The sequence below is a fragment of the Roseovarius sp. D22-M7 genome, from assembly GCF_037083785.1.
In the GTDB taxonomy this organism is placed as follows: Bacteria; Pseudomonadota; Alphaproteobacteria; order Rhodobacterales; family Rhodobacteraceae; genus Roseovarius.
On record NZ_JBAPKY010000180.1, the window covers coordinates 1 to 1,087 of the forward strand.

Below are 1,087 nucleotides of genomic sequence, written 5' to 3' on the forward strand. Positions count from 1 at the left end.
GGGAGAGCGAGCTCTACAACCGTATCATGATCCACGATCATTTCCCCGGCGCGACGGTGCGCCATCGCACCGACAGCCTGGTGGCACAGCGCGCGCTGGCGCGGGCGGGCTGCCTTGATCCCATCATCGCCGATCTTCCCGCTCAATGCCGGAATTGAATCAGCAGTATGCCCTTTGATCAAGCACGAGTTTTTCAACACGGCGTAATCATCATCCCACCTTTTGAAACCGCGGTAAGGTTGGGGTCTTACGTCATTTTGAGGAGCTGAGAGAAGGAATATTTTGCAGGATTGGATGTCTCGATGGAAGAGACACACATCTGCGTTTTGGATCGCGAAGGTGTTTTGATCCGGGAAGGAAAGCCTGCCACGTCCCCAAAGGCACTCAGCGATTTTCTCGCCGTTGGGCCGGAGTGCAAAGGTGTTGTATTTGAGACTGGCAGGATGGCCCCGATGCTCTACCACGGCCTTGTTGAACTCGGCATTTCTGGTCAGTGCATTGAGAGCAGGCAGGCCTATCAGGCTTTAAAGTCCTTGGCCGGGTACAAGACAGATCGCAATGACGCACGTGGCCTGGCACATCTCGCGCGGACCGGGTTCTATAAACCGACACATGTCAAATCGCTGTCTGCGCATGCCGTCCGCGCGCTCATAGCGGCACGCAAGAAGCTGGTTGGGCAGCGTGTCACTATCGACAATCAAATCCGCGGGCTGGTTTTCGTATTTGGGGTGCGCCTACCACGTGCCTTGTCGCCAGCATTCAAAGACGCAGCCTTGCTGTGAGTGACGGTGTGACCGGCCTCCATGCCGCACTTTGTGGGTTGTTTGCAGCACGCGAAGCCATTCTGACAGCCGTTGCTGCGATTGATGGTGATATCAAGAAGATGACCCGTAGATCCAAAGTCTGTCAGCGCCTGATGACAGTACCTGGCGTCGGTCCGATCACGGCATTGGCCTTTGCCGCAGCAATTTATGATCCGCATCGATTTGAGAGTCCGATTCAAAATGGGTTGAATGATTTCAGTGCCTTGCGAGGCGGCGGGTCATACGTCTGATATGGGCGATGAGGACCCAAGCCTCTGCGCTCT

General features: G+C 55.6%; 1 pseudogene. It reads left to right on the forward strand.

Annotated features, from left to right (window positions below):
• Nucleotides 1–302: 302 nt before the first annotated feature.
• A pseudogene (locus tag V8324_RS21985) lies at nucleotides 303–988 on the forward strand (IS110 family transposase); the annotation flags it as partial.
• Nucleotides 989–1,087 lie beyond the last annotated feature (99 nt).